Origin of the sequence: Streptomyces hygroscopicus subsp. hygroscopicus (assembly GCF_001553455.1) — a bacterium.
Taxonomy (GTDB): domain Bacteria; phylum Actinomycetota; class Actinomycetes; order Streptomycetales; family Streptomycetaceae; genus Streptomyces; species Streptomyces hygroscopicus.
This window is the reverse complement of the sequence record NZ_BBOX01000580.1, coordinates 1-5,835: the sequence shown is the minus strand read 5'-3', so window position 1 is coordinate 5,835 and position 5,835 is coordinate 1. Positions and strand designations below refer to the sequence as shown.

The following is a 5,835-nucleotide window of genomic DNA, read 5'->3' as shown; positions in this document are numbered from 1 at the left end:
CCGCAGGTTCAGCTGTTCCAGCGGGATATCCGGGTGGGGGGTGCGGAAGTGCAGGTTCGGCGGGAGCCGGCGGTGGCGCAGGGCGAGCGCGGCCTTGAGCAGGCCCACGATGCCGGCGGCGGCCTCCAGGTGGCCGATGTTGGTCTTCGCCGACCCGACCGCCAGGGGAAGCCGGCCGGGGCCGCCCTGGGCGAGGACGGCCGACAGGGCGGCGGCCTCCACGGGGTCGCCGACGGGTGTGCCGGTGCCGTGCAGTTCGACGTACTGGACGGTTTCGGGCGCGGTGCGGGCGTCCGTGTAGGCGCGGCGCAGCACGTCCTGCTGCCCGTGGACGTCGGGGTCGGTGAGCCGGTCGCCGCCACCGTCGTTGTTGACCGCGCTGCCGCGGATGACGCAGTAGACGGGGTCGCCGTCGGCCACGGCGCGGGCGAGCGGTTTGAGCAGGACGAACGCGCCGCCCTCGCCGCGTACGAAGCCGTCGGCGCTCTCGTCGAAGACGGCGCAGCGGCCGCTGACGGAGAGCGCGCCGAGGCCGGCGGCGGTCTCCATGCCGCGCGGCGAGAGGATCAGGTTGACGCCGCCGGCGAGGGCGAGGGTGGATTCGCCGCGGCGCAGGCTCTCGCAGGCCAGGTGCACGGCGACGAGGGAGGAGGCCTGGGCGGCGTCGACGGCGAAGCTGGGCCCGGTCAGGCCCAGGGTCCACGACAGGCGGTTGGCGATGATGGCGCGGTGCAGGCCGGTGAAGGTGTGCGGTCCGTCGTCGGCGGCGGACAAGGCCGCGTAGTCGTCCTGCATGACGCCGACGAAGACGCCGGTGCGGCTGGAACGCAGCTGGTCGTCGCGGAGTCCGGCGTCCTCCATCGCCTCCCAGGCCAGTTCCAGGGCGAGCCGCTGCTGGGGGTCCATCGCGGCGGCCTCGTCGGGGGCCACGCCGAAGAACGCGGCGTCGAACTCGTCGACCCTGTCGAGGAAGCCGCCGCGCCAGGACCGGCCGGGGCCGCGCTCGGCGGGCCACGGGGAGACCGCGTCGGTGCCTTCGGTGAGGAGACGCCAGAACTCCGCCGGCCGGGAGGCCGAGGGTACCCGGCACGAGGCTCCGATGACGGCGATCTCGGTGTCGTCCGCCTCGCCACCCGTAACGGGGTCCGTGGTGTGCGTCGGCATGCCTGAGCTCCCTGAAAGTCCGTACCTGCGTGGGCCGATGGCGGCCGAGCGGAGCCGGGAGAGCCGTGCTCCGGGCCGAACGCCGCCGCAGCGTTCGTGCGCGGCCCCGGGGCGGTTCGGGCTCCGGGGCGGCGCCTCATGGGCGACAGCCAAACACAGCGCGCCGGGAGAAGTGATCGCTGAGGACCGGTGCATGATCGAAAACCGGGAAATCCCTCGGCAGCGTCCGGAGCGGCTGTCCGGGCCCGGTGCCCGGGAGCCCCGGCGTGATGTTGGTTTATCGCCCGCTCGCACCGGCGGTTTACCGGCCGGTGTCGCCACTGGACCGTATCCGGAAACCCGTTTCACCGCCGGGGATGACCGTTCGCTGCCCGACTGGAACGGTCCTGGAGGTGGGATCCCGGCGCTACAGGTGTCATGACCAATTCAATTTAGGGAAATTCGCGACCAAGAAGGGGTGGTGATGCCAAGCAGCCGAGTAAACGCCCGTCACCCGATCCGCCTGGAACTCCCCGCCGTTTCGGGCCGGCGGCGCCTAATTCCTGGATCTACTCCCTGGACACGGGTGAGTTCCGGGCTGTAAAGATCGGCGAGACGGTGATCGGGCACGCCTGCAAGGCGGCCCGCACGTACGGGTGAAGGGGACCGGTGACGGGTCGGCGGGTCGGCGGGTCGGCGGCGAACCGCATCGGCCACGCTCACGGTCCGGCGCCGGGCAGGCCGTGCGCGGCGCCCCCGGGGCCGGTGTGCGGAGCGGCGCCGCCGCCGGGGCCGAGGCGCCTCCGGCACGTCGCCGCACGTCGCCGCATGTCGCCGCCCCGGCGCCGAGACCGCTGCCGGCCGGGGCGCAGCTGGGTCGCGTCCACACCGCTCGGTGACCGCTCATCAGCCGCCCACGGCAGGGCCGGCTCCCGCGCTTGCCCTCGGCCGCGCCCCGTCATCGCCGGAGGAGCACCCGCCGCGCCGAAGACCAAGTACCCCGCCTGCGAATACGGCTGATCGAAAGTCAGGTGACGGCAGCGACTCGCGCGCACAGTTCCCGGAATTCCCGATCACAGGATTGACGCGGTGTGATTTAGCCCATTCACTTGGCCATCCTGGAAGTCCTGACAAGCCAGCTAATGTAGGACGCAGTTATAAGCGCGGCCAAGCGGGGAGTTTCATGCGTTTCAGCGTGTTGGGCCCACTGACGGCGAATCATGATGGCAAGGGTGTGCCCCTCGGAGGACTCCGTCAGCGGACTGCCCTCGCTTTCCTCCTGCTCCATCCGAACACCTCCGTGAGCACCCAGCGGCTCATCGGTGCCCTGTGGGGCGCAAATGAGCCGACAACGGCCCGGAAGAGCGTTCAGAACGCGTTATCACGCCTGCGCAAGGCGTTCCTGACACCTGATCAGTCCGGCGAGGGTCAGGTCGCACTCCGCACGGAGAGCCGGGGGTACGTCCTGCGCATCCCGCCCGAGCACATCGACCTCGGCAGGCACCACCTGCTCCTGGAACGCGGCGCCCGGGAACTGGCCGACCGGTCCTGGGAGGCGGCCGTCCGCACGCTCCGCGAGGCGCTGGGGCTGTGGCGCGGGGAGGTGCTGGCCGACCTGGTCGAGGCCGGTATCGAGTGGCCCGAACTGGCGGTGGTGCGCGAGGCCCGGTGGAAGGCGCTGGAGGACCGCATCGTCGCCGACCTGATGCTGGGCCGCCACCGCGAGGTGGTCGCGGAACTGGGGCTCGCGGCAGATGCCGAGCCCGTCCGGGAGCGGCTGTGCCGACTGCACATGGTGGCGCTGTACCGGACCGGCCGGCAGACCGACGCACTGGAGGTCTATCGCCGCACCCGGTCGGTGCTGGCGGAGCGGTTCGGGACCGGGCCGGGCCCCCGGCTGCGCGATCTGGAGCAGTGCGTGCTCGCGCACGACCCCGAGCTGACGGCGCCCGGCGCGGTACTCCGGCTGGCCGCATGAGACCCGCCGCGACCGTGGGAGAGCTGCGGTTTCACGTGCTGGGACCGCTGGAAGTACTGAGGAACGGCGTGCCGCTGCCGCTCGGCGGCATCAAGCAGCGCACCGTCCTGGGCTATCTGCTGCTGCACCCCAACCGGGTGACGGCCACCAGCCGGCTGATCTCGGCGCTGTGGGACGGGCCCTCGCCCGCCTCGGCCCGCAAGATGGTCCAGAACGCGGTGTGGCGGCTGCGCAAGCTGCTGCACCTGGACGAGGAGCACGCCGAGCCGGAGGACATGTCGCTCCAGTCGCGCCCGCCCGGCTATCTGCTGCGGGTGGACCCCCAGGCCGTCGACCTGTACCGGTTCCACGAGCTGGTGGCGCAGGGTCGGGCCCGGATGCGGGACGGCGGGGTGGCGGAGGCGTCCCGGCTGTGGCGCCAGGCGCTCGCCCTGTGGCGCGGGCCCCTGCTGGCCGACCTGGCCGAGGCCGGGGTGGCCTGGCCGGAGCTGAAGGTGTCCGCGGACACCCGGCTGGACGTGCTGGAGGAGTACTTCGACGCCGAGCTGGCCCTGGGCCGGCACAGCGCGGTCCTCCCCGAGCTGTTGACGCTGCGTCGGGCCGAGCCGCGGCGCGAGCGGCTGACCGGGCAGCTGATGCTCTCGCTGCACCGCAGCGGGCGGCAGTCCGACGCCCTGGATGTCTACCGGGCGCACCGCGCCGAGCTGGCCGACCAGCTCGGTCTCGATCCGAGCCGGGAACTCCAGGAGCTCCACCAGGCCATCCTCACCCACGACACGGCGCTCCACTACACGCCGCTGCCCGGCACCGTCCAGGCACGTCCGGCACCGCGGCAGCCGTCGGCCGCGGCCGGCGCCGCCTCCCCCGCGCCGGACGCGGTGGAGGAGTCCGCCGGGCTCGTACCGGAGCGCAAGGAGGTCAGCGTCGCGCTGATCAACGCGGTCTGCCCGGCGGTTCCGGGTGGCGGTGACCCGGAGCAGGTGGACGCGGCGATGGAGGCCCTGCACGAGGTCGTCGTGGCCGAGGCGAATCGTTTCGACGGCATCGTGGCGGCGAAGCTCGGCTGCTGCTGGCTCGTCGTCTTCGGCGCCGGGCGCAGCCACGACAACGACGCCATGCGCGCGGTGCTGACGGTGCTCGCCGTACGCCACCGGATCCGCGCACGGAACGCGCACCCGCTGCATCTGCGCGCCGCCGTTGACACCGGCGAGGCCCTGGTGCGCTACGGCCGCGACGGCGCCGGACCGCCGACGGTGACCAGCGCGGCGCTGGACCGGCCGCAGTCGCTGCTTCCGCTCGTCCCCCTGGACGAGGTGTGGGTCAGCGAGGGCACCCGCGGACAGACCGACAACCTGATCGGCTATCAGCGCGCCCGCGTCCACGCGGCCATGTGGACGGTCCAGGGCGTCCGGTGCGCCACCGTGCGCGGCCCGCGGCTGCCGCTGCTAGGGCGTGCCGACTGCGTACGGGCCCTGACGGACCTGCTCGACACCGACGCGGTGGAGCGGCGGGTCGCGCTGGTGGTGGGCGGCCCCGGCATGGGCAAGAGCGCGGTGCTCGAGGAGTTCGAGCGGCAGACCGCCGGGCGCGACCCGGCGACGCGGCCCCTGCTGGCGCATCTGCTGCCGTGCACGGTGGACGACAGCGCCCTGCGCGTCGTCGCCGCGGAGCTGTCGTCGTGTTGTGGCATCGGGTCGTGGGACCCGCCCGGGACGGCGCGGGCGAAGCTGTGGGCGATGGTCGAGCGGGCGGCGGCCGACGCCGACGAGGCGCGACGGCTCTTCGAGCGGCTGCTGGTACCGCTCGGGCAGGTGACGCACCAGGAGCAGGCCGCCGGTCCCGAGGAGGTGGTCGCGGCCTGGTGCACGCTGCTGGAGCGGCTGGCCGCGGAGCGCACCGTGGTCGTGGTCATCGACGATCTGCACGCGGCGGACGAGTCCGTGCTCGGACTCGTCGGCCCGCTGCTGGGCCAGGAGGGTCCGGCCCGGCTGAAGGTGGTGGCCGCGGCCCGTCCCGAGCTGTTCCTGCGGCGCCCCGCCTGGGAGTCGGCGGTGCACGTCACCGCCGAGCTGACACGGCTGCCCGACACCGTCGTCGCCGAGTTGACGCGTACCGTCCTCGAAGCGGACGGAGTGCGGGACCGGCCGCCCGGGCCGGTGGCCGAGCTGGTCGAGGTGGTGACGGCGCTGGCCGACGGCAATCCGATGTTCGCGGCGGAGCTGGCCCGGATGGCGCTGCGGCGCGTCGGCCCGGACCCGGCAGCGGCGGACGCGGCCCCAGACGAGCGGCCGGAGGCGGCGCACGCCATGCTGCCGTCGGCGGTCGGCCGGGCACTGGCGGCCCAGCTGGACGCGCTGCCGGCCGACCTCAAGGCGGTCGCGCAGGACGCCGCCGTGCTCGGCGAGGCCGTCCGCCCGGAGGACGTCGCGGCGCTGCGGGACCAACGGCCGTCCGACGCCGGCGACGTGGCCGACGCACTCGGTGAACTCGTCCGCCGCGGAGTGCTCATGGCCGCTCCCGCGGACGCCGCCAACACCGGCAGCTTCACCTTCCGGCAGCCGCTGCTGCGCGAGGTGGCGTACGCACGGCTCCCACAGGCCCGGCGGGCCGCCAAGCATGCCGCCGTGGCCCGCTGGGAGGGCCGCTCCCGGGCACCGGGCGGATCGCTCCGCCCGGTGGCGTCCGAGCTGCTGCGGCTGGGCTCCGTGGTGCAA

At 73.7% G+C, this 5,835-nt stretch carries 3 protein-coding genes; 2 read left to right on the top strand and 1 reads right to left on the bottom strand.

Annotated elements, in window-relative coordinates:
• On the bottom strand, positions 1-1,164 hold a 1,164-nt coding region (locus tag AXW62_RS38895), incomplete at its 3' end, for a beta-ketoacyl [acyl carrier protein] synthase domain-containing protein (RefSeq protein ID WP_169808212.1).
• 1,162 nt (positions 1,165-2,326) lie between these two features.
• On the opposite strand from AXW62_RS38895, the gene AXW62_RS38885 reads away from it, so the two are divergent.
• Positions 2,327-3,121, top strand: a complete 795-nt coding sequence (locus AXW62_RS38885; RefSeq protein WP_079105673.1) for an AfsR/SARP family transcriptional regulator — start codon at positions 2,327-2,329, stop codon at positions 3,119-3,121.
• The coding region (locus AXW62_RS38880) for an ATP-binding protein (protein WP_159061091.1) at positions 3,118-5,835 on the top strand (2,718 nt) is incomplete at its 3' end. The genes AXW62_RS38885 and AXW62_RS38880, both read left to right, overlap by 4 nt.

What these genes read in the sequence shown, in the direction of transcription:
- AXW62_RS38885 (WP_079105673.1), top strand. Translation starts at nt 2,327, where the DNA reads ATGCGTTTCAGCGTGTTGGGCCCACTGACGGCGAATCATGATGGCAAG.